The organism is Shewanella sp. SM32, from assembly GCF_025654235.1.
Lineage (GTDB): Bacteria > Pseudomonadota > Gammaproteobacteria > Enterobacterales > Shewanellaceae > Shewanella > Shewanella oncorhynchi.
Window position 1 is genome coordinate 1 of sequence record NZ_JAKKRO010000049.1, and the last position, 24,997, is coordinate 24,997.

Below are 24,997 nucleotides of genomic sequence, written 5' to 3' on the forward strand. Positions count from 1 at the left end.
ACTGCCAACCCGAAGGTTAAGCAGTTTCGATTAACTCAACACCTGTGAGTGTCCACACAGATTTCTTGTTTTATCTTGTTAAAGAGCAACTCAATATTCGTAAGAGAACTTGAGTACCACACTGAGCGCCGAACGCTTCCAGTTGGCTAGGGCTGCGTATTCTACGCATTTCCCGTTTCGCGTCAAGGAGTTTTTGCAAACTTTCTCAACACTCATCAATCAGTAAACTCATCAATGAACTGTCACACCAGGCTGCTTAACGCTGTCTGCCGTGTCAGTGGATGCGCATTATAGGCAGCAGGAGATTTTGTGCAACCCCTATTTTCAGGAAATTTGCAGTTAATTCTAATTATCTAATCTAGCCACACCATACCCACAACTTACCCCCCAAAGTTATCCACAATTCAGCCAAGACTGCGCCTTTGTTTCGCATTCTGTATAGCCAAAAGCCATTAGATGATTTGTTGGTAGTTATAAAAATAGAAGACTTTCGTCTTTTAAAATGAAGATTAAATGGGGCTAAGCGCGAGATTGACCAACGGATCGGCTTAAATGGATTTGTTTTAATGGCGACAACGCCTGACCATTAGTAAGTAACGAGTTTGTGTGTAAAAACTAAAGGCATGACTATGATAGGGTTCATTGGTGCATATAGATGTAGAAATAAAACAAACCCACAAAAAAAGCCAGCTTACGCTGGCTTTTTACATCAAGTTACCTTAACGGCAATCGATTACACGGCAGTCTGGAAGATCACTTCCGATGCTTTTTTTGTGTAAGACTCGATTTGATCGAAGTTCAAATAACGGTATGTGTCAGCTGCTGTTGCATCTAACTCTTTAGCGTATTCTTGATATTCTTCAGGTGACGGCAGACGACCTAACAGTGCAGCAACCGCAGCCAATTCAGCAGAGGCTAAGTAAACGTTAGCACCTGTACCTAAACGGTTAGGGAAGTTACGGGTAGAAGTCGATACCACAGTTGAACCTTCAGCTACACGTGCTTGGTTACCCATACACAGTGAACAACCAGGGATCTCGATGCGCGCACCTACACGACCAAAAATCGCGTAGTAGCCTTCTTCAGTCAGCTGATCTCTATCCATCTTAGTCGGTGGTGCAATCCACAGACGTGTTGGCAGGGTTTTAGCAAACTTGTCTAGCATCTTACCGGTTGCGCGGAAGTGGCCAATGTTAGTCATACAAGAACCTACGAACACTTCATCAATCTTAGTTTGCGCAACAGATGACAGTAAAACGGCATCATCAGGATCGTTTGGCGCACACAGGATTGGCTCTTTGATGTCATTTAGGTCGATTTCGATTACTGCAGCGTACTCAGCATCTTTATCGGCGCTCATCAGCTCAGGATTGGCTAACCACTCTTGCATGCCTTTGATACGACGTTCAATCGTACGACGATCGCCATAACCTTCAGCGATCATCCACTTGAGCATGATGATGTTGGAGTTCAGGTATTCAATGATAGGTTCTTTGTCTAACTTGATGGTACAACCGGCAGCAGAGCGCTCAGCTGAAGCATCAGACAGTTCGAAAGCTTGTTCAACTTTCAGTGATTCTAAGCCTTCGATTTCCAGTACGCGACCAGAGAAGATGTTTACTTTACCTTTCTTCTCAACGGTCAGCATGCCCAGTTCAATGGCTTTTAATGGGATAGCATGAACCAGATCACGCAGTGTGATACCCGGTTGCATTTTGCCCTTGAAGCGCACTAATACGGATTCAGGCATGTCGAGTGGCATAACGCCAGTCGCTGCAGCAAACGCTACTAAGCCAGAACCCGCTGGGAATGAAATACCAATTGGGAAACGCGTATGTGAGTCACCACCCGTACCAACTGTATCTGGTAGAAGCATACGGTTTAACCACGAGTGGATAACACCATCACCTGGACGCAGTGATACACCGCCGCGGTTCATGATGAAATCTGGCAGAGTATGATGTGTGTTCACATCCACTGGCTTTGGATAAGCCGCAGTGTGACAGAATGACTGCATAGTCAAATCAGCACTGAAACCTAAACAAGCTAAATCTTTCAGCTCATCACGGGTCATAGGACCTGTCGTGTCTTGTGAACCGACAGACGTCATCTTAGGTTCGCAGTATTGACCAGGACGCACACCCGCTACGCCACAAGCTTTACCGACCATCTTCTGTGCAAGTGTATAACCTTTGCCAGTATCAGCGACATCTTGAGAACGTACAAAGACGTCAGATAACCCTAAGCCTAATACGTCACGGGCTTTGTCAGTTAAACCACGACCGATGATCAATGGAATACGACCACCAGCACGAACTTCGTCTAACAAGACTTCAGTTTTTAAGCTGAATTCTGAAATCACTTCGTCGCTATCGTGACGCTTAACCACACCGGCGTATGGGTAGATGTCAATCACATCGCCCATTTCCATCTTGTTTACGTCAAGCTCGATTGGCAGTGCGCCCGCATCTTCCATAGTGTTGAAGAAAATCGGTGCAATTTTACCGCCAAGGCAGAAACCACCAGCGCGCTTGTTGGGTACGAATGGAATATCATCGCCCATAAACCACAGTACTGAGTTAGTCGCAGATTTACGTGATGAACCCGTACCCACAACGTCACCCACATATACTAATGGATGACCTTGTGCTTTTAATGCTTCAATTTTTTTCACTGGGCCAACGGCGCCAGCAACATCAGGCTCGATACCATCACGGGCGTTTTTCAGCATAGCTAACGCGTGCAATGGGATATCAGGACGTGACCATGCATCTGGTGCAGGTGACAAGTCATCGGTGTTGGTTTCACCAGAAACTTTAAATACTGTCAGAGTGACTTTGTCGGCCAGTTTTGGACGGCTTAAATACCAATCTGCATTCGCCCACGCTTCAACCACTTGCTTAGCAAACTCATTGCCCGCTTCCATCTTCTCAACCACATCGTGGAAAGAATCAAACATCAGCAGAGTGTGAGATAACGCTTTAACGGCTAAAGGTGCTAACGCTGGATTATCCAACTGCGCGATCAGAGGTTCGATGTTGTAGCCGCCTTGCATTGTGCCTAATAACTCAGTAGCACGCTCAGCAGACAGAATCGGTGATTTTTCAGTGCCTTTGGCAACCGCATCTAAAAAAGCAGCCTTAACATAAGCGGCTTCATCAACACCTGGGGGAATTCGATTTTCAAGCAGGTCGAGAACGAAAGCCTCTTCACCTGCGGGTGGGTTTTGAATTAACTTAACCAGTTCAGCCACTTGATGTGCATCTAATGGCTTAGGGACTACGCCCTCTGCAGCACGTTCTGCGACGTGTTTACGATATGCTTCTAGCACGGCAACATTCCTCTTTGTTTGGCGCTCTAACAACGAAACTGCACGTCTTCTTAATTGAAGCTGACAGTCCGACATGATCGACCCGTATTTCCGGCCTGCAGTATACTACAGCTTTGCAAAAGTATGAATCAGGTCACACTCGGCAAAAAGCGAAATAAGGACTAAATCCGGCGGCGAATGCCAACTTACGGGAAGATTAAAACAAGTGAAATTAGACAATAGTTTGAAAACAGACAAAAAACCATACACTACAAATAGTTAACAATGTTTCATTAATTTTAAATCGAACAAGCAATTTTCCGCGCCCCAGAGCAAATAGGTATAAATTTTTCTCATCTTGCTGCATTTTGGCTTTTAAGATGCAGTGCAAGAACTTACACTCAGGCTTAATTTACTGCATATCTCAGTTATTTCCTTAGTCCATCGGAGTACCAATGACATCCCTTAGCATTCAAGCCGTTATTTTTGATATGGATGGCGTTTTAATCGATTCAGAACCCCTATGGCAGCGAGTCGAGTATGAAGTGTTATCCGCACTCGGCGTGCCAGTGACGATAGAAACGATTCAACAAACCACGGGCTTACGCATCGATCAATGCGTCGATTATTGGTACCACAAGGCACCTTGGCCACACTATGATAATGCCAAGGTCAGCCAAACGATTGTTGATAAAGTTGCAAATGAAATTCTGGTTAGCGGCGAAGCTATGCTGGGCGTCCACGAAGCGATTGATCACTGCCAAGCGCTTGGCCTTAAAATCGGCTTAGCGACCTCGTCGTTCTACACTATTATTGAGGCAGTTCTTTCTAAGCTAGGACTCAGTGATAAATTTATGGCAGTACAATCGGCCGAGGGACTCACCTATGGCAAACCCCACCCAGAAGTTTATTTGAATTGCGCTAAGGCGTTAGATGTTGATCCCCGTTGTTGTCTTGCCATCGAAGATTCCTTTAACGGCTTAATTGCCGCCAGAGCAGCCAACATGCAAACGGTCGCGATCCCTGCGCCAGAACAAAGAGGCGATGCTAAGTGGATTATCGCCCATCATCAGGCCGAGAGTTTGTTGGCATTAACAACAATTTTGGCAAAATAACGTCACAACACACTGCGTTTCTGCAGGGCGGATAAGCTTAGTCTTTGCCCTACGGATAAATAGCACAATGGTGTATGCACCAGAAGGAATTCAATGTGAAATACCTGTCCTTAATACTGCCCATGGGCTTAATACTCATGTCCACCTGTTTACCCGCTAGTGCAGGTGAGACCATGCACTGTAAACAACAAGTGATCAATACGGGCGATACTTTAACGACTGTGCAGGATAAATGCGGCTCGCCCAGTGATATTCGAGAATACAGTCTGCCCGCGACTTATCTCAACGCTAACGGAGACAGGGTGATCGATCCCAGCAAGTTGCCAACTGAGTATCAAGAATGGACCTATGACTTTGGACCAACACGCTTAATGCGTCGCCTGTATGCCACTGATAATAAAGTCACTAAAATCGAATCCTTAGGTTACGGACATTAATCGGCAGCATCCTAGATTATGGTCATCAATAAAAAAGCCAGACATTGTCTGGCTTTTCTTATTTCAATCTAATGAATGTATTACCAAATTTTCACACGCTCATCTGGTGTTAAATACATTTTATCGCCTTGTTTCATATCGAAGGCCTTATAGAAGGCTTCCACGTTACGTGGCGTACCCATGGCACGATAATGGCTTGGTGAATGCGGATCTGTCAGCAAACGACGGCTCAGCTCTTCATCACGGTAATTACGGCGCCATACTTGCGACCAACCCACAAAGAAGCGTTGCTCGCCCGTTAAACCATCGAGCACAGGTGCAGGTTTGCCGTTAAGGCTCATCAAATACGAACGTGCCGCAACGGTTAAACCACCTAAGTCGCCGATGTTTTCCCCTAAGGTCAAATCACCATTAACAAACTTGCCGGGCATTGCCTCATAACCTGAGTATTGCGCAGACAACTGCTTACCGCGTTTTTGGAACTCTTCTCTGTCTTTATCTGACCACCAATCACGCAGGTTGCCATCACCATCGTATTTAGCGCCTTGGTCATCAAAACCATGGCTAATTTCATGGCCGATCACGGCACCTATACCACCGTAGTTAACGGCATCATCGGCATCCATATTAAAGAATGGCGGTTGCAGAATCGCAGCAGGGAACACAATTTCGTTTTTCACTGGACTGTAATAAGCATTCACCGTTTGTGGTGTCATGCCCCATTCCGTACGATCAATTGGCTTGCCTAGCTTGTTAATCATGTCTTGATATTCAAACTGAGCGTAACGCATGTAGTTACCGACTAACTCGTCAGCCTTAATATCTAAACCTGAGTAATCTTTCCATTTATCTGGATAGCCAATTTTGTAAGTAAATTTAGCCAGTTTTTCTTGGGCGGCGACTTTGGTTTCTGGCGTCATCCACTCGAGTTCATTAATGCTGACTTCAAAACCTTTGATCAAGTTTTTGATCATGGTTTCCATGCGTGCTTTAGCTTCTGGCTTGAAGTATTGCTTAACGTACTCTTCACCCACTAACTCACCAATCACTTGGTCGGCGCCATCAACTGCTTTTTTCCAGCGTGGCTGCTGCTCTTCGATACCCATTAAGGTTTTGCTCTTAAAGGCAAAGTTCAAATCAACAAAGTTTTTACTCAGTAACTCGGCGTAGCTATCCACTAAGTGGAACGCAAGATAATCCTGCCAAGCCGATACTGGGAATGTCTCGAAACTGGCGCCGAGTTTTTCAAAATAAGAGGGCTGACGCACAATCACTTCAGTCACTTTATCGCCTAAGCCCGCACTCGCAGCAAAGGCATTAAAATCGAATTGACCGGTTAACTTTTGCAGTTCAGCACGATCTAACTTGTTGTATGCCTTGTTGGCATCACGGGATTCGACTCGGCTCCACTGACTTTTAGCGATCATCATTTCGATGTCAGCGACGTTTTTAGCCGCACGTTTAGCGTCCTTGTAACCTGCTTCAGTCAGTATCTCTGTCACATACTTAGCCATGGCTTGACGATTAGCAGCAAATTTAGGATCATCTTTAAGGTAATAATCACGATCCGGTAGCGTGAGGCCTGACTGGCTTAAATACACCGCATATTGAGTTGAGTTTTTAGCGTCATTATTGACGTAAAAACCAAAAGGAATACCAGAACCCGTCGTCAGTAATTTGCCCATAACAGCGGGTAAGTCAGCGTGTGTTTTTGCGGCTGCGATATCTGCCAGCAAAGGCTTTAGTGGTGTAACACCTAAGGTTTCAAGTAAATCGGTATTCATGAAACTGGCATTGAAATCACCGATTTTCTGCTCATTAGAGCCTGCAGCAGGATTCTTTTTAGCGGCCGCTTCGTCGATAATTTTCTTCAATGCATCTTGGCTTTGGTCGTACAACACAGAAAACGCGCCATAGTTAGATTTGTCAGCAGGAATAGGCGTATTTGCCAACCATTTTCCGTTAACGCTGTAATAGAAATCATCTTGATGGCGAACTGAGGCATCAAAGTTTTGCAATTCAATGCCAGACACCGCGACGGCTTCAGTTTTAGGCTCAGTACTACAAGCAGCTAAACCTAAACTCAAGGCGATACTCAGTGCCAGTGTGCTTATCTTCTTCATTGTTTTCCCCAGCTTCCGTTGAGAGTTATTATTTTTCCCGCAAAACCTTAGCATCTTGGCACGCCTCACAGTAGTAAGATTTTGTAAAAGGATATGACACTTTAGCGACACTCTTAGCTATTTCGGCAAGATAACTTCCATAGGGATGACGCTTATAGTTTTTCCATCGACCAAAAAGTAAGGGCACAGCCTCAGTCATGCCCTTAAGTTCTTTACACCAATCTCAAACTAGAAGTTTTTACCCACAAATAAATAGAAAGACTTATCGCCAAGATCTGTGATCCCAAAACCAAGTGCCGCGGGTCCCATGGAAGTATCTGTACCGATATAAAGACTCGATGCATAAATCAGATCGGTCAGGGTGACGTCAGTGCGCTCGTCCCAGACATTCCCCGCCTCTAAACTCCAACCTAGGTATAGAGGATAATCTGTCATACCTAGCGCATCACGCCCGAGATCATATTGATAAATAAAGGCCCCAAACACTTTATGTGCGCCCATAATGGAGTCTTTATGGTAACCAGACAGGTTTAAGAATCCTCCCAGCTCGGATAAATGCAGCGTATTGACACCATCATTATTGTTGGTAGCAATCGATGCCTTACCAACAAAAGCGTGGTTACCGACACTCAAGGCACCTTTCCAGTCGGCCTCTATTTGCACGCTAAATTGGTTTTGATTATCGTCGATACTGTCATTGAAATCTTCATTACGCACGTAGACGTTTAAGGTTACGCGATTACCTGATGTTGGAAAGCTAATGCTATCTAAGCTATCGTAACCGAACCTAAAGTAAGCACCATAGGAACTAAAATCTAAGTCCTGCGTTAACCAAACATCATTGACTATCGACCCCTTCTCTGCGACTAAGCCTAACTCAATCATCCCTTGTAAGGTGTAGTTATAACCTATGCCTAATTCAATCGTATGGGTTTTCTTGTCGAAGGTTAAGATACGACTGTTATTATCGTATAAGTCCCAATCACGGGTATCGTATTGATAGCGGGCACGGCTAAAGAACTGTTGGTCCCTGTCTAAAGGCTGATAGAACTCAGTTGCAAACAACTTTTCAATGCCGAGTTTGACCTCATTACGCCACTCGCCACCATTAAAGGTCAAATCGGTCATGGTATAAGCCATGTCAAAACTGATGGCAGATTCTGAATTAAAGTCATCCTCCCAATTAAAGCCCAGTTGGAAATAATTCGGCCCCCAAGACTTAGCCTTAGTGGTGACTGTGAGTATGCGGCCATCCTCACCTTCTACAAATTCAGCATCGACACGCTCAAATTTATTGAGGGAGTAAATACGCTTTAACGCCTCATTAAGCTCGTCTTTAGATACAGCTTGCCCAGGTTTAATATCCAAGGTTTCCGTCAAGAGATTCAAACTCACCTTAGATTGGTTTTCAAATACGATTTCATTAATGGGATGACGTACATCCGCCATTAATAATTTACCTTTGGCTTTTTTAGCCTCGACGTAGGCAGCATATTCCTCAGGGCTCACGCTCATACTGCTCAACTTATAAAGCTGACCATTAGCGGCTTCTTTTCCAAGGGTTAATGCCAGCGGCATAATAGTGAAATCAGTGGTGCTGAGGGCGTCAATCGCGGGTCGGATCAATACATCTTTATCTGTCAGTAATTGTTTTTGTTTTTCAGTGCTGGCATTGGTCAAAAAATTAGAGAGCTGATCGAGCACTGCGATAGTACTGTCTAATTTATCTTTTTTGACCAGAGGCGAGCCAATATCGACGGCGATAATAATATCGGCTCCCATGGCCTTAACCACATCGACGGGCATGTTATTAGCAATACCACCATCGACCAATAACTTGCCTTCAATTTGTGCGGGCTGAAGTGCACCAGGTACAGTTGCAGACGCTTGCATGGCTTTAACCATACTGCCGTGACTAATCACCACAGGTAAGCTAGTTTCTAAGTCGGTTGCAACCGCTCGGTAGGGAATGGCTAAATCATCAAAATGACCAAATTGCTGTACCAGATCTGTCGACTGACGTAAAAGTTGCGACATAGTCTGTCCACGTAGCAGACCACTTGGCGCCCTCACTTGGCCTTCGTTATAGCCAATGTTTAACGGAATATTGTAACGGTCGCGTAACTGTTTATCCCTGTAACTCAAAATATTGCGCGGTATGGTGTCCGAGTAGCCACTGTCCCAGTTGACCCCCATCATGATAGCTTCCACTTCACTCGCACTGTAACCCAGTGAATACATGCCAGCGACATAGGCACCTATGCTGGTGCCCGCGATATAATCGACTGGGATGTTATGTTCTTCTAATATTTTGAGCACGCCCACGTGAGCAGCGCCTTTAGCACCACCACCACTGAGTACGACACCAATTTTAAGGCGCTCTGCAGCCAAAGACGGGGTAACACACAAACACAAAATAATAGAAGCGAGTAGTTGACGCATCATGTGAGGCTACTTTTTATGGGATAAAAATCCGAGTTATATTAACAAACTTATCGATTTAACCGTCAGTCATATTTTATCTGGACCGACTAGTGATAAGTTTGTGTACTCTTTATACAAACAGATGAAGTTTAATTGAATAAACTGCTAAACAAAATATCCATCATCACTGAAGACGATAACGTTTACATATCAAGCTCACTGGCTTATATCGTGCAGACGATTGCCCATCAGCTGTACAAATATTAAGTATTCGCGAGCCAATAATAGACTATGTTTCTAGCTTAATGATCAATAGAGACGATTTTGTTATCTGTCTCTAAATAGCGCTCAAAATCATCAACGCACATAGGTTTAGCAAAATAATACCCTTGAATAATATAACAGCCACGGCTAAAGACTTGCTCTAACTGCTCAACCGTCTCAATCCCTTCAGCAACCACATTTAATTTAAGGTTACGGGCTAATTCAATAATACTGCTCACAATCGCCTGATCTGCGGTATTAGTGGCGATATCAATCAAAAATGAGCGATCAATTTTTAGAGTATTGACCTCAAAATTACGCAAATAAGCCAGTGAAGAATACCCAGTACCAAAGTCATCGATGGCAACCTCGATCCCCAAAGATTTCAATCGAGTCAGATGGTCTTTAGCGACATGCAACTCCTTCATCAATACGCCTTCGGTGATTTCTAATCCTAAAGATGCTGTTGGCATTTGGGTTTCTTGCAAAATTCTTTGGATATCTTCAATAAAATCTGGCTGCCTAAAATGCACCGCCGAAATATTAACCGACAACTTAAAGCCCGAGCCATAGCGCTTAGTCCAATTGGCCCCCTGCACACAGGCTTGTCTTAATACCCAGCGGTCAATATCAACAATTAAACCGCAAGCCTCAGCAACTTTAATGAAAATATCGGGGCGAATAAAGCCGTCTTGCGGATGTTTCCAGCGAATTAATGCCTCCATTCCTATGAGCTTATCATTACGCAAAATATCAATTTGCGGCTGGTAATAAAGCTCGAACTCTTGCCGCTCTATAGCTTTGCGTAAATCGGCTTCAAGCCGTAAATGATAGAGGGCTTGAGCATTACGCTCCGAGGAATAATATTGAAAATTGCCTCGCCCTTCTTCTTTGGCATGGTACATAGCAAGATCGGCATTCTTGATAAAAGCCTCAGGCTGCACCGCATCGTCGGGCCAAATACTGATGCCTATACTGGTAGAAATATAAAATTCCCGACCATACAACTTAAAAGGCGCGACAATTTGCTCCAACAGGCGCTCGGCGACATGGTTAATATCGTCAATGCTGTTTGCATTGCGGAGTAAAATCACAAATTCATCGCCACCAAAACGACAGAGTAAATGCTCACTGGAAATACAAGATTGCAGTCGGCTTGATGCTTCGACCAGCAGAGCATCGCCCATGCTATGACCATAGGAATCATTAACATGCTTAAATCTATCGAGATCTAAAAACAGTAGCGCCAGTTTCTCACCTGTTTGCTGCGCAGCTTGAATCGACTGTAATAGACGGCTAGAAAATAAGGAGCGATTTGGCAAACCAGTAAGCACATCGTAATTAGCCAAACGGCGTAAATCGGCTTCAGTACGTTTACGCTCCGTGATATCAGAAAATACCACCACATAGTGGGTTACTTTCCCGTTAATGCTTTGCATCACCGACACGTTTAGCCACACAGGACAGAGTTGCTGATTGGCACGGATTAACTCCCGCTCTCCGGTCCAAGACTGACTATCACGGAGAAGTTGCTTAATCTCCGATGCTAATCCGTCATTCATCTGTACGAATTGTGCAAATGGTTGCCCAACTAAGTCGTCAGAATCTATACCAATAATTTGTTGCGCAGCGTAATTCGCAACGCGAATACCGCCTTCGACATCTAAAATCAACACACCTTCAGAGGTATTGCCAAACGCTTTCGCCAATAAATTAATTTCATCTTCTAGCTGGCGTTGCACAGTAATATCGCTATAAATACCCGCGACCCGTTCAATTTCATTTGAGTGCTTATTGCGAGCAACTGGCCGCCCTCTAACCCTCAGCCATCCCCAATTACCGTCCTTACGCTGATAGCGATATTCGGCCTCGAATCGGTCAATCTCACCCGCCATCATGTTGTCCCACTGAGCGAGAGCTTTCTCCCTATCCTGCGGATGCACAGGCAAATCCTCTAAGCTCACCACAATCTCATTGGCATGCGTACCAAGCACCGAACCGCGATTATCAAGGTGAAATGCCTGAGTATTTTTATGCCACTCCCAGAGATCTGAGTCACTGCCGCGCAAAGACTGCCTTAACCTGTCTTCACTCTCCGTTAATGCCAGATTCATCTGCTTAAAGGTATTAATCTGTCGTTGTCGGTACCAAGCAAGACTTAGAGCAATAATAGAAAATAACAGCAGCAAAATACCTTTAAAACCTTGGGATAACCACCAATGCTGCTCAACATAAAAAGGATATGAGAACGGCTTATCTGACCATATCCCATTAACTTGACTCAAAATATCTAACACATAGCCACCCGCCGCTAATCCTGCGAGGTTGATCTGAGATTCCCCCTGCAACAAGACGTAATGGCTATCTTCATCCTGATAACGTAATCGGTATTTAAATTGAATTGGCGAATCATCGAGATAATCTAAGTTAGTGATTTGAAAACTCACCATATTCGCATCGGGTTTGATAGTCATCAGGTTACGCGGCAACAAGGATACTTCTGTCGTGTTGTTATAGTACACAGAGACAGATTCAAGCATCACATGGTCATCGGTTATACGATTGACCAGCCTATTGACATCGAGTCGCATCACACCTTCAGGTGTTCCTAAGTAAAAGCCTGTTTTTGGCGAATAAAAATAAGCGCCCTCGTTCATTTCATCGGAAATCAAACCATCGAGTTGATTAAACATGGCGATATTGCCCGTTTGAATATCCTGACGAATCAAAGAATCAGCACAACCCACAAGATTTGACTTAGGGGTCTTTTGAATAAAAAACACTGAACTACAATTTAATTGCCATTCGGAAGTCAGTGAAACTAACGATTCCGTCTGCTGCTGATATTCAAACAAACCTTTTTCATAGGAACCAAACCAGATAATTCCCGGGGACATTTCTTCAATATGGCTAATCGTTGGTTGTGCCGCAAAAGCATTAAATAAGTGCCGTTGATCATGAAACTCGTTTTGACTGTCTATGTAACCAAAGACTTTTTTACCGCCAACCCAAAGACGACCGTCAGAGCTGCGATAAATAGTGCGGATCACAGGCCGCTTGGGGCCATCAAATTCGTTCGATGACTTATCAATATCAAATGGCTGGGGCTCATAGAGTCCCATTTCCCAAAAATAGAGTCCCGTGGTAGTCGCAATCCAGACGCGTCCTTTCAGTTTGGGATCCCGATAAGTTTTATATATGAGCTTATTTTTAAAGTCATCCTGACCGTGAGTCCATTTAGAAAAACTGCTTCCTTGCAAGGTCTCTTTATCAATAACAAAAAGACCACTGGTTGTTGAGATCAGTAAATAATGGTCCTCAAACTCACTAATATCATAAATACTTTCGTGGGGATTAAACCCCTCAATCGGAATGTTAACCGCTTTTTTACTGCCCTTAGCAACAAAATCTACACTGGAAGAACCGAGCCAAACCCCTTCATCACTGGCATGTACAGACCAGGTCATGGCATCGCTCAGCTGATAGGGTTCATCTGCCGCATAAGTATCAAGAATGAAATCAGGCGGTGACGCTAACAATGCCAATCCATCACCAGAGCCTCCAACCCACATCAAGCCTGCATCATCAAACAACATGGCTTTCAGCGTTTCCATGTTGGCCTCAGCCTTCAACTCTTGCTGATAATTCTCAATCAACCGCGTCTCAGGCGACCATTTTAACAAGCCAATACGACTGGCAAACCACAAATACCCTTTAGCATCTTCAATGATCGCTGTGCTCCAATCGGGTAATTCTGGCACAGGTGTAATTTGATGAGCGATTTGATCTAATTGATAAACACCACGCCCTGTCGCAATCCAGATCCTATGTTGAGTATCCTCCAACATATCGAGAATACTGCCCATAGATTCGGTCCAAGGGTATTGAAATAGCCGTTCGCCCTTGTTGTCGAGGAGCTCTAGTTGCAACTGCCCCGCAACCAACATGTGTCCATTGGGCATAAGCAATAACTTGCGCCAAGGAAGGTCGCGATTAACAGCTAATTGAGTGATAAGGCGAAGTTCTGACTTTGAAGGGGAAAACTCATAGATCTGACCATTATCAATTAATAATCGCCATGTTTTGCTATTCTTGCGGGCTGCCGATATCAGCGCACCACCTGGAAACTGCGGGAATAGATAGGGAGAACCAAACGCGGTAAATTGATTTTGTACTATATCGTAAAGGTAAATCGCGGCATTGGTACTGACCAATAACTTGTCTCGGTCGATGTTCACCACTGTCGTTAAAAAGTCATCCGCAAGCCGTGATTCCGTGCCAATTTTATCAATGCGCCGCACCTTAGAATTACTGACCCGATACAAGCCCTGCTCAGTAGCTGCCCATACAAAACCGTAGTCATCTAAGGCTAAACCTCGGATGCTGGTGACAGCTAAACCGTCTCTATCGGTAAAAACACGCTGCACGAAGCCGCCCGCCCAAGCCGAATGGACGCTAATCAGTGAAAGGATGAAACATGTCAGAATTGTTCTAATTATTTTTGTTTGCATGTGACAACTTACCGCATACCATAGTTGTACTGTAGCAGCTCAATCCCTTCAATTCATCCGCTTGTTTACATAAAAGTTACAAAAAAATACAGGCAATAAAAAAGCGCTCAAGTGAGCGCTTTTTTAATCGACAGCTAAATTACTTTTTCTTTGCCTTTGGGTTTGGCAAATCAGTAATAGAACCTTCGTACATTTCAGCCGCTAAGCCTACTGATTCGTGCAGTGTTGGGTGAGCGTGAATGGTTAATGCTAAATCTTCAGCATCACAACCCATTTCAATCGCTAGACCGATTTCGCCCAACAACTCGCCGCCGTTAACACCCACAATAGCACCACCGATCACGCGGTGAGTGTCTTTGTCGAAAATCAGCTTAGTCATACCTTCAGAACAATCTGACGCAATCGCACGACCACTTGCAGCCCATGGGAAAGTTGCGGTTTCGTAAGCAATACCTTGCTCTTTCGCTTCTTTCTCAGTCAAACCAACCCAAGCGACTTCTGGGTCAGTGTAAGCAATTGATGGGATGACTTTTGGATCGAAGTAGTGCTTCATGCCAGCGATAACTTCAGCCGCTACATGGCCTTCGTGCACGCCTTTGTGAGCCAACATTGGTTGACCAACGATGTCGCCGATAGCATAAATGTGCGGTACGTTAGTACGCAGTTGCTTATCAACCTTGATAAAGCCACGCTCATCAACGTTAACGCCTGCTTTTTCAGCATCTAACGACTTACCATTAGGTGCACGGCCAATAGCCACTAATACGGCATCGTAACGAACGGCTTCAGTTGGCGCGCTCTTACCTTCCATAGAAACATAGATACCGTCTTCACGGGCTTCGACCGCTGTGACTTTAGTTTCAAGGATCAGGTTGAATTTCTTCTTGATTTGCTTCGTAAATACGCGAACCACATCTTTATCAGCCGCAGGGATCACTTGGTCGAACATCTCAACCACGTCGATTTGGCTGCCTAAAGAAGCGTACACAGTACCCATTTCTAGACCGATAATACCGCCGCCCATCACTAACAACTTGCCTGGAACTTCTTTCAGTTCTAATGCGTCAGTCGAATCCCAAATACGTGGATCTTCATGCGGAATAAATGGCAGTTTGATTGGGCGAGAACCCGCAGCAATGATCGCTTGCTCGAAAGTCACTTTAGTCACAGTGCCATCTTCAGCAGTCACTTCTAGCGTGTTAGGGCCAGTGAATTTACCAAAACCGTTAACCACGTTAACTTTACGCATTTTGGACATGCCGCCCAATCCGCCAGTTAATTGGCCAATGACTTTTTCTTTAAAGCCACGTAACTTATCTAAATCGATAGTTGGCTCGCCGAAGACCACACCGTGAGCGGCAACTGCTTTGGCTTCTTCGATAACTTTAGCAACGTGCAGTAAGGCTTTAGATGGGATACAACCCACGTTAAGACACACGCCACCTAAAGTGCTAAAACGTTCAACTATGATGGTTTCCAGACCTAAGTCAGCAGCACGGAAAGCCGCAGAATAACCTGCAGGACCTGCACCTAATACCACTACCTGAGTTTTGATTTCGTTACTCATGTTTTCCTCTAATTCTCATTCAATCCGTTGGAGGAGCTATCCTGCCAACCGAAAATGCGCCAGCGCGTAAGGTGGGCGCATTTTAACCTGTGTTTGATACTGATCACAATAAACAAAAGGCTGCTCAAGATGAGCAGCCTTATATGCTTACAGAACCAAAGTACGAATATCGGACAGAATTCCTGACAGCGTTACACTAAAACGTGCAGCCATGGCACCATCGATCACGCGGTGATCGTATGACAGTGACAGCGGCAACATCAATTTAGGTTCGAACTCTTTACCATTCCACTTAGGCTTAATTTCAGATTTAGACACACCTAAAATCGCCACGTCTGGGTAGTTCACGATAGGCGTAAACGCCGTACCGCCAATACCACCTAAACTTGAAATGGTGAAACAGCTACCTTGCATATCAGCAGATTTCAGCTTGCCATCACGGGCACGGATAGAGATATCAGCCAGTTCACGAGATAACTCGATAACGCCTTTCTTATCCACGTCACGCACGACAGGCACAACCAAACCGTTTGGCGTATCAACCGCCACACCGATGTGGAAATACTTCTTCTGGATCAGTGATTCGCCATCAGAGCTTAAGCTCGAGTTGAACACAGGGAACTGTTGCAACGTTTTAGCCACAGCTTTCAGCATAAACACTAAAGGCGTGATCTTGTAATCGGCTTTTTTCTTCGCCGCTACATCGTTTTGCTGCTTGCGGAACTCTTCCATTTCAGTGATATCAGCTTCATCGAACTGAGTCACGTGAGGGATAGTCACCCAGTTACGGTGTAAGTTAGGACCAGAAATCTTCTGGATACGGCTTAATGGAATCTCTTCCACTTCACCAAACTTACTGAAATCAACTTTAGGTGCTGCAATCACTTGCAGACCACCGCCATTACCTGAACCAACAGTAGTTGCCGCAGTCGCTTTCGGACGCGACAGTTCGTATTTCACATACGCCTGCACGTCTTCTTTCATGATGCGACCTTTACGGCCAGAACCTGTCACTTGGGTCAAGTCGACACCAAACTCACGGGCTAAACGGCGTACTGCAGGAGACGCATGTACTGCACCGGTAGACACAGGGGTACCTGCGCTTGGGTGATGGGGTACTGGAGGGCGGCTTGCAGGTGTTGGGGCTGCAACAGGTGCAGCGCTCACTGGAGCTGGAGCCGCCGCTTGTGCAGCAGGTGCTGGAGCACTTACTGTTGCAACAGAAGTCGTCTCAATCGTCGCAATAACGCTACCTTGAGAAACCTTGTCACCCACTTTAACAGTCAAAGACAGCAGTTTACCGGCGAATGGCGCTGGCACTTCCATGGTGGCTTTGTCAGTTTCAAGGGTGATCAAACCTTGGTCGGCAGTGATTTCATCACCAACAGAGACGAGCACTTCGATCACATCGACATTGCTGGCATCGCCAATATCCGGCACTTGAATTTCTTTTACCGCAACCACACTTGCCGCTGGTGCAGCAGGTGCTGCGGCCACTGGCGCTACCGTAGCGGCAGGAGCCGCCTGAGCCACAGTTGCAGCTGGCGCGCTAATGCTTGGAGCCACAGCAGGTGCAGCGCCGCCCACTTCAAGCATGATGACTAAAGAGCCTTGCGACACTTTATCGCCAACCGCAACTTTAACGTCTTTAACCACACCCGCGAAAGGTGATGGCACGTCCATCGTCGCTTTGTCTGTTTCTAGGGTAATTAGACCGCTATCAACTTCAATCTTGTCACCGACAGCAACCAGGACTTCGATAACCGATACATCAGTGTCGCCACCGATATCTGGTACTGTCACTTCAACCACTTTGGTTGCGCCCGTCGCAGGAGCAGCAGCCACAGGGGCAGGAGCCGCTTGAACTGGTGCAGATGCTGGTGCCGCCTGAGCGGGTGCTGCAACTGGAGCCGGAGCGGCTGCTGCCGCGCCCGCCGCTTGCATCATAGCAATCAAAGTACCTTCAGATACTTTATCGCCCACAGCCACTTTCAATTCGGCTAAAACACCGGCGAAAGGCGCTGGAATATCCATAGTCGCCTTGTCGCTTTCGACGGTAAGAATCGATTCTTCTGCAGCTAAGGTATCACCCACAGCCACACAAATTTCGATCACTTGCACTTCATCGCCGCCGATATCAGGAACAAAAACTTCTTTTAATTCAGCCATTTTCATTGCCTCTTACGCGTACTGTGGATTGATCTTGCCAGCGTCGATACCATATTCTTTAATGGCTTTTGCTAACACATCGACAGGCAGCTCTTTGCGATCAACCAGTGATTTCAGTGCCGCAATAACGATGAACTTAGCGTCCACTTCGAAGTGGTGACGCAGATTCTCGCGGCTGTCTGAACGACCGAAACCGTCAGTACCTAATACTTTGTAATCGGTAGGAATATAAGCACGTAACTGTTCGCCGTAAATCTTCATATAGTCAGTCGCGACGATTGCAGGTGCATCACTTGAAATCACTTGGCTGATATAGGCTTGTTTTGGCGTTTCGGTTGGGTGCAGCATGTTCCAACGCTCAGCGGCTTGACCATCACGAGTCAATTCGTTAAAGCTGGTCACACTGAATACGTCGGCAGTAATACCAAAGTCTTTCGCCAGTGCTTGCGCCGCTTTACGAGTTTGTTCAAGGATAGTGCCACAGCTCATTAACTGAACTTTGCCTTTACCTGAACCCGCAACCGTTTCTAACTTGTAGATACCTTTCACTATGCCCACTTCCGCACCTTCTGGCATGGCTGGTTGCTCATAGTTTTCGTTCATTGTGGTCAAGTAATAGAAGATATCTTCTTGATTTTCGCCGTACATACGACGGATACCATCTTGTACCACAACGGCAATTTCGTAGCCGTAGGTTGGATCGTAAGTAATACAGTTAGGGATAGTGTTCGCCAATACGTGGCTGTGACCATCTTGATGCTGTAAACCTTCGCCGTTAAGCGTTGTACGGCCTGAAGTACCGCCCACTAAGAAACCACGAGCACGCATGTCACCCGCAGCCCAAGCCATGTCGCCAATACGTTGGAAACCGAACATTGAGTAGTAGATGTAGAACGGAATCATAGGTGTATCGTTGACTGAGTAGCTCGTCGCTGCTGATACCCATGAAGACATAGCGCCGAGTTCGTTAATCCCTTCTTGCAATACTTGGCCGGTTTTATCTTCACGGTAGTAAGCAACTTGGTCAGAATCCTGCGGAATATATTTTTGGCCTTCGTGAGCATAAATACCCACTTGACGGAACAAACCTTCCATGCCGAAAGTACGGGCTTCGTCAGGAATAATTGGCACAATGTTTTTACCAATTTTCTTGTCTTTCAGCAATGCTGTCAGCACGCGAACGAATGCCATAGTCGATGAAATTTCACGGCCGTTTGAGCCCTGTAAAATCGAATCAAAAATCTTCAGTGACGGCACTTCCATCTCTTCGGTGAACTTTTGACGACGTTGTGGCACGCTACCATGCAGCGCTTCACGACGGCTCATCATGTACTTCACTTCTTCAGAATCTGGACCTGGGTGATAGAAAGGCAGATCTTCTAACTGGTCATCTGGGATCGGAATATTGAAACGATCGCGGAAGTAACGGATAGACTCGATACCCATTTTCTTCACGTTGTGAGCGATGTTTTTACCTTCACCCGCATCACCTAAGCCATAACCTTTTACGGTTTTAGCTAAAATCACCGTTGGGCGACCTTTGGTTTTTTGTGCGTGATCTAAGGCAGCGTACACTTTCACTGGATCATGACCGCCACGGTTTAAGCGCCAAATGTCATCATCTGACATGTTAGCAACCATTTCTGCCGTTTCAGGATACTTACCAAAGAAGTGTTCGCGAGTATAAGCGCCACCTTTGGCTTTACAGTTTTGGTATTCACCGTCAACGGTTTCTTCCATTAACTGCAGTAACTTACCGCTAGTGTCACGGGCCAATAATGGATCCCAGTAACGACCCCAAATCACTTTAACGACTTCCCAGCCTGCGCCGCGGAATTCGCCTTCAAGTTCTTGGATGATCTTACCGTTACCACGTACAGGGCCATCGAGACGCTGTAAGTTACAGTTAACGATGAAGACTAAGTTATCTAATTCTTCACGGGCCGCTAAACCAATCGCACCTAAAGCTTCTGGCTCATCACACTCACCGTCACCTAAGAAACAGTAAACGGTTTGTGCTGAACAATCTTTCAGACCACGGTCAGTCAGATATTTCAGGAAACGCGCCTGATAAATCGCTTGAATAGGACCTAAGCCCATAGAAACCGTTGGGAATTGCCAGTAATCCGGCATCAGTTTTGGATGTGGGTATGAAGACAGACCCTTGCCATCCACTTCTTGACGGAAGTTAGCCAGTTGGTCTTCGCTTAAACGACCTTCTAAGAATGAACGCGCATAAATACCAGGAGCAATATGGCCTTGGAAATACACTAAATCGCCACCGTCTTTTTCATTTGGTGCGCGGAAGAAGTGGTTAAAACATACGTCATAAATAGTCGCGCTTGAGGCGAAGCTTGAAATATGGCCGCCTAATTCTAAATCTTTCTTAGAACCACGAAGCACCATAGCTAAAGCGTTCCAACGGATGATGGCGCGAATGCGACGTTCCATCTCTTGGTTGCCAGGCATGTGCGGCTCTTGACCCGCAGGGATAGTGTTCAGGTAAGCCGTTGTGGCGTTATAAGGCAAGTGAGTGCCATTACGACGCGCTTTATCGATCAGCTTTTCTAGTAAAAAATGCGCGCGCTCTGGGCCTTCCTGTTCCAACACGGCTTGCAGGGCATCAACCCATTCCTGAGTCTCTAACGGATCTACGTCTTGTAGCATATCTTCAGACATGACACTGTCCTTCTCTATATACATGATAATGAATGGTGTTTGCGGCATATTCCGATTTAGCTGGCAGCTAAATCACAGAACTTAAGCGCCACTCTTTAAACGGCGCAAGCTTCGCTGCAACCGGCTATCTTCTTCCCGCACAGATAACATCACCTCTTCGATGTAACTTAAGTGTTCATTCGAGGCTTCTCTGGCGGCGTCGGGATCACGACGAACGATGGCAGCGAGCAATGCCCGTCTGTGATCGTTAGCCATAGTAGAAGCTTCTTCGCGGCGGCTTAAAAGCTCCAGGTTTTGCGCCACATTTTGATGCAGCACAGGGGTTAAACTAAGAACGAGGTGTAACATAGCCACGTTATGTGACGCTTCCGCCACAGCACGATAAAAACGCACAATCGCAGCAGCTTTTTGTTCGATATCGGTGGCGGCTTCCACCTCGAGAATCATACGCTTGATATTTTGCATATCGGCGTCGGTACCACGCAGGGCCGCAAAATAGGCCATCATGCCTTCGGTGGCATGGCGGAACTCCAGTAAGTCGTACTGACTCTCTGGATCTGAATTCATCAGTTCAACAATAGGATCGGCAAGGGTCTGCCAGAGTTGTTCTTTGACATAAGTACCACCGCCTTGGCGGCGCATTAACAGTCCTTTTGCCTCAAGCTTTTGAATAGCTTCACGCAAAGAAGGTCGAGACACTTCAAACTGGATCGCCAGTTCGCGTTCAGGCGGTAACTTCTGACCGGGCTGTAAACTCCCCTCTAAGATCATTTGCTCTAATTGCGCCATGATCACGTCAGAAATTTTTGGCTGATTAATTTTACTATAGGCCATCAGGCGCTCAGCTCCGTTGTAAATTGGTCTTACCAATTTTTTTGAGTGAGCGCACTTTATCAAATCAGCGTTTTGATGTCCAGATTGAAGATCACTCCTTAAAAGCGATCTCGATCAAAAGCACTCACGAAGAGAGAGCATAGCGGAAAAAAATGTTTATGGGGTCAGACCATTTGACAAAAGCACGGGCTTCGCCCTACTAGACGCTGCAAAAGCGCAGCGGATAGATTCTAGGCTCTAGATTCTAGACTAGAGGAACACAAAGGAGCACAGCGACGCCCTAGCAGCGAAGCGTTCTCGCTGCAAAGCATCCTTCTTTTAACTCACCAATCCGAAAATGGTCAGTAATGAAAGTATTGCAACAATAAGTGTAAAGTTACGTTTACTGAGCACTAATAATGCTAAGGTTGATTGTACACATATAGGCGCACTTGCGACCTCTGGTAAAGGTTGTGCCGCTAATGCCGTTTCAGCCACCACAGTACGAGCACTCACATTTAAGGTCAATCCATTACGGCGCCACGCCGCTAAACCTTCACTAAATTGACCACTTAAGGCATAACCAAAGGCGAAAATCCGGCTCGGTAACCAATCCAGTAGCGTAATCACTTCGTTGACTAAGGGTAGCTCTAGAGATTTACGGGCATTCTCTTCGGCATAAAAACGTACCGTGCAATACAGTACAGCACCGACTGGACCTAAAAAAATGAAAAACAGCGCCACGGCACCATAATAACGATAGTTAATCCAAGCAACACTTTGACCTACTTTGGCACCAAGGTCTTTCTCGGATACAGCATCCAAACACTCGCTACAATCGAGTTCGGCGGCATAATGGTAACAAGCTTGGACGTCTGAGCGACAAGCGGCTTGCATATATTTTTTGAAAATATCACGCTGTTTCTGATGGTTAAAACAAACCACTGCCACAACAATCCATAGTGCTAAACTTAATAAGCCCCAAAACATTCCCGCCACTAACCAAGATAAAACATATACCAACAAGGCTGGTAGCACTAACGCCAACGCCATCATCACGCTTGTCAGTGACGCTTTATCACCGAAAAATGTTGTCTGATAGGATTGCAGTAAACGATCAAATTGCCATGATGAAGGAAGAAATTTAAGTCGCTCCACTAAAATGGCGACCAAGAGTGAAAATAATGCCATGGGCTGTACCTCTATAATTTGTCCATAAATAGTCTAGGTTTATATGGAATACGTCTAAAATCCAAAAAGTTAAGTGATTAACTAAGAGCGCAACGCCTGAGTATATTCCTTTAACTTGCCTAAATATCCTTCCCAATCAAAACTTTGCCCTGGGTCCGTTTTCCGCATTGGCGCAATATCACAATGACCCACAATCCGTTCAATACTCAGCAATGGATATTCTACCAGTAGGGCTTGTGTTAACTCGATGAGTGACTGATATTGCTCAGGAGTGTAAAGCTCAGTATCTGTGCCTTCCAGTTCAATACCAATGGAAAAATCATTACAATTCTCTCTCTCACCATAACGAGACACCCCAGCATGCCAAGCCCTGTCATTACAGCTTACATATTGGACACGCTCGCCATTGCGGCGGATCAAAAAGTGCGCCGACACTTGCAAGCCCTGCAACGGTGCAAAGCTGGAATCGGCATTAGTATCTAAACACCCTTGAAATAATTGATCAATGTAAGGTAATCCAAAGCAGCCTGCGGGCAGACTAATATTGTGGATCACTAACAAACTCACTTCATTCAAGGGACGTTGATTAAAATGTGGCGACTCACAACGCCTCGCACTATCACACCAACCCGAATCAAACCGCATGATGAGCTTATCCTCTATGCCACATATACTGGCTTACTCTAACAGTATTTCTCCAAGCAAAGAAGAAACCCTACGCACGGAACTGACTGACTGAGCTATCTTTTAACATTGAGATCATGGAGTAAACCATCCACTCTCAATTTAAATAAGGCTGCAGCTTACTCCTTTTACTCAATCTTCCAACCTGTTCCGTGAGACCTAAGGCCGTGGTAATCTTAACCTAAAATGCAAGTAGGCCGTAATGCAAGGACTCCGCTTATGTTAGAAAACGATATCCGCCAATCAGTAAAATCTGCCCTCAGTGAAGACTTAGGTGGCACCGAAATCAACGATCAAACCAAAGCCATCGCTTATGGCGACATCACAGCAATGTTGATCCCCGCCGATAAGTACGCTGAAGCCACTTTAATCACCCGTGAAGAAGGCGTTTTTTGTGGTAAGGCATGGGCAGAGCAGGTTTTTAACCAACTCGGTGGTGAAGTCGCACTGCATTGGCATGTAGATGATGGCGATCTAGTATTACCCAACCAGCTATTATGTGAATTATCAGGTCCTGCGCGCGCTATTCTCACTGGCGAACGCACGGCAATGAACTTTATCCAAACACTTTCTGGTGTTGCCACCTTAACCAAACATTATGTCGATAAACTGGCGGGGACTCACACTCGTTTGTTAGATACTCGCAAGACAATTCCAGGCCTACGCACGGCACAAAAGTATGCCGTCACCTGCGGTGGCGGAAAAAACCATCGTATTGGTTTATATGATGCATTTTTGATTAAAGAAAACCACATTATGGCCTGTGGTGGCATTCGCCAAGCCGTAGATACCGCCCGCAGCTTGTACCCGAATAAACCCGTTGAAGTCGAAGTGGAGTCACTCGAAGAGCTCGCCTTAGCACTCGACTCTGGCACAGATATCATAATGTTAGATAACTTCGACATCACTAAGATGGTCGAAGCGGTTGAAATGAACAATCAATATAAAGCTAAAGGCGCCGGCGCTAAGCTTGAAGTCTCTGGTAATGTCACCTTAGATACCTTAGCCGAATTTGCCAAAACAGGGGTGGACTATATCTCAGTTGGCGCACTCACTAAGCATGTTCGCGCCTTAGATTTATCACTCAGATTAAAAGCTTAAAACCGCTAGATGTTAGCTGGTAGTGGAATGTTCTCGCAAAGTACCGTAAGCACATTCCACTCATAAAATATTAAGGCGAAGTGCATTTGTTTTGTAGGGCTCCTGCAAACCAAATGCAAAATCACGCCTGCACTATCATACTCAGCATTCACCCTTACGAAGCACCCAACCCGCCACCATTTCATGTCACCAATTTGACAACATCGAGAGACACGCCAGCTAAACTGATATTGTCAAAAAGTTGTTATAACCTAACATGTCGATAAGTTAGCCTTTTATACAAAAACAACACTTTATTAGTACTTTATACTTAATTTTTGTTTCCTTTTACCTAACTTTGTACTAACTTTTACCAAGGCGAGATGGCCGTTTGGTCAGCCTCACCTAAGGTCAGCACTGGAATGTCTGTCAAAAAACTCTAATTTGCGTTTTTGAGGAGCACATTTTGAGGGACATTAGCCTAAGGTGCGGTTACCGAAAGGATTTATTCAAACAAGTGCTAACTTGATATTAACTTAGCAAAGTTGGAATAAATCAGCATGAGTCATTACACATGGGTCATTCAAGATCATCGGTGTACTGTTAATGTTACATAGGTCATAAAAGTGA

General features: G+C 45.4%; 13 protein-coding genes. 3 read left to right on the plus strand and 10 right to left on the minus strand.

All coding sequences use genetic code 11. The annotated features are described in order from the left end of the window. Positions 1–733 precede the first annotated feature (733 nt). Positions 734–3,331 (minus strand): bifunctional aconitate hydratase 2/2-methylisocitrate dehydratase, encoded by a 2,598-nt coding sequence (acnB, locus tag L5M10_RS17300; RefSeq protein WP_173496220.1) that lies wholly within the window; start codon positions 3,329–3,331, stop codon positions 734–736. A 434-nt stretch (positions 3,332–3,765) separates the two neighbouring features. Here acnB and hxpB point away from each other — a divergent pair, with 434 nt between their 5' ends. Beyond that, a complete protein-coding gene (hxpB, locus tag L5M10_RS17305; protein ID WP_113940780.1) occupies positions 3,766–4,425 on the plus strand; it encodes a hexitol phosphatase HxpB in 660 nt (219 codons plus the stop codon). A 95-nt stretch (positions 4,426–4,520) separates the two neighbouring features. Continuing rightward, a complete protein-coding gene (locus L5M10_RS17310) occupies positions 4,521–4,862 on the plus strand; it encodes a DUF2845 domain-containing protein (RefSeq protein ID WP_028759308.1) in 342 nt (113 codons plus the stop codon). Positions 4,863–4,942: 80 nt separating this feature from the next. Here L5M10_RS17310 and L5M10_RS17315 read toward each other — a convergent pair whose 3' ends face one another. The 9 genes from L5M10_RS17315 to ampD all read right to left on the minus strand — a co-directional run bounded on the left by L5M10_RS17315 (position 4,943) and on the right by ampD (position 23,248). Further along, positions 4,943–6,985 carry a M13 family metallopeptidase gene (locus L5M10_RS17315; RefSeq protein ID WP_263255664.1) on the minus strand — a complete coding sequence of 681 codons (2,043 nt, stop codon included), beginning with the start codon at positions 6,983–6,985 and terminating at the stop codon, positions 4,943–4,945. Positions 6,986–7,213: 228 nt separating this feature from the next. After that, positions 7,214–9,430: a patatin-like phospholipase family protein gene (locus L5M10_RS17320; RefSeq protein WP_173496216.1), complete on the minus strand. Its 2,217-nt coding sequence runs from the start codon at positions 9,428–9,430 to the stop codon at positions 7,214–7,216. Positions 9,431–9,711: 281 nt separating this feature from the next. Next, complete coding sequence (locus L5M10_RS17325) at positions 9,712–14,184, minus strand: EAL domain-containing protein (RefSeq protein WP_263255665.1); 4,473 nt, start codon at positions 14,182–14,184, stop codon at positions 9,712–9,714. Between the two features lie 139 nt (positions 14,185–14,323). Beyond that, entirely contained in the window at positions 14,324–15,751 is a 1,428-nt protein-coding gene (gene lpdA / locus L5M10_RS17330; protein ID WP_105250398.1) for a dihydrolipoyl dehydrogenase, read from the minus strand. Between the two features lie 147 nt (positions 15,752–15,898). Next, entirely contained in the window at positions 15,899–17,920 is a 2,022-nt protein-coding gene (gene aceF, locus L5M10_RS17335; RefSeq protein ID WP_263255666.1) for a dihydrolipoyllysine-residue acetyltransferase, read from the minus strand. A gap of 12 nt (positions 17,921–17,932) precedes the next feature. Next, positions 17,933–20,599: a pyruvate dehydrogenase (acetyl-transferring), homodimeric type gene (gene aceE / locus L5M10_RS17340; RefSeq protein WP_263255667.1), complete on the minus strand. Its 2,667-nt coding sequence runs from the start codon at positions 20,597–20,599 to the stop codon at positions 17,933–17,935. Positions 20,600–20,680: 81 nt separating this feature from the next. Then, positions 20,681–21,433, minus strand: a complete 753-nt coding sequence (pdhR, locus tag L5M10_RS17345) for a pyruvate dehydrogenase complex transcriptional repressor PdhR (RefSeq protein WP_105250401.1) — start codon at positions 21,431–21,433, stop codon at positions 20,681–20,683. A 318-nt stretch (positions 21,434–21,751) separates the two neighbouring features. After that, a complete protein-coding gene (gene ampE / locus L5M10_RS17350) occupies positions 21,752–22,603 on the minus strand; it encodes a beta-lactamase regulator AmpE (RefSeq protein ID WP_198573092.1) in 852 nt (283 codons plus the stop codon). A gap of 81 nt (positions 22,604–22,684) precedes the next feature. Continuing rightward, complete coding sequence (gene ampD / locus L5M10_RS17355) at positions 22,685–23,248, minus strand: 1,6-anhydro-N-acetylmuramyl-L-alanine amidase AmpD (RefSeq protein WP_263255668.1); 564 nt, start codon at positions 23,246–23,248, stop codon at positions 22,685–22,687. A gap of 258 nt (positions 23,249–23,506) precedes the next feature. Between ampD and nadC the strand changes: the two genes are divergently transcribed. After that, the gene (gene nadC / locus L5M10_RS17360) at positions 23,507–24,388 is read left to right on the plus strand and encodes a carboxylating nicotinate-nucleotide diphosphorylase (RefSeq protein ID WP_105250404.1); all 882 of its coding nucleotides are present in this window, start codon (positions 23,507–23,509) and stop codon (positions 24,386–24,388) included. Positions 24,389–24,997 lie beyond the last annotated feature (609 nt).